Origin of the sequence: Pseudoalteromonas sp. S4492 (assembly GCF_005886115.1) — a bacterium.
Classification (GTDB): Bacteria; Pseudomonadota; Gammaproteobacteria; order Enterobacterales; family Alteromonadaceae; genus Pseudoalteromonas; species Pseudoalteromonas gelatinilytica.
In genome coordinates this window covers 1-636 of the sequence record NZ_PNCP01000106.1, presented here as the reverse complement: position 1 = coordinate 636, position 636 = coordinate 1, and the positions used below count along the sequence as shown (strand labels likewise).

At 31.9% G+C, this 636-nt stretch carries 1 protein-coding gene; it reads left to right on the top strand.

The features are described 5' to 3' along the window. Positions 1-636, top strand: a 636-nt coding sequence (locus tag CWC28_RS22000; RefSeq protein WP_171038334.1) for a hypothetical protein, incomplete at both ends; no start/stop codon positions are given.

The following is a 636-nucleotide window of genomic DNA, read 5'->3' as shown; positions in this document are numbered from 1 at the left end:
ATTAGAAAAATTTTTACGAAAGCGTAAGCTGGCGATAAAAAATCCTGAAAAGTATAGAAAGGTTTATATAAATAATACAAAAGAGCTTAATTTTTATATTGAGCAAGGAGAAACGAAAAGAGGTATACCTAGCAATGAAAAATTACCGTTTTTTAACTGGGAGGTATTAAATACGGAACTGTTAATTCCATGTGATTATTATGAGATGGATGCACAAGCTAGTTTTGTAGATGATAATTTACTAGATTTAGGTAAATTAAATATATGTTTAAGTTATGGATATTACATGCTTACAATACAAAGCTATAAGTTCAAGCGCTTTAGGTATCGCTTTAGTCGTGAACCTTTAAGGTTGGTATCACCAACATCGGTATTTCAGCTAAGTATTGCAGTGATATTGCATAATAATGAATATGCTCGCCAAATTTATACGTTATTTCAAGCAGGTTACATGAAGCACTGGGTGAATAGATCAAAAAGTCACATTGGTGATTTTATTATCTTGCTGTTTGATAAGGTAGAAGGTGGCAATACCCTAAAGCCGATCGTAGATGATTTTGCTTATCAAGCTATTTTAGATAACTGGGATAGTACAGACTTAACAAAAGTTACCGCTTATCTAAATCAGTTATGTGA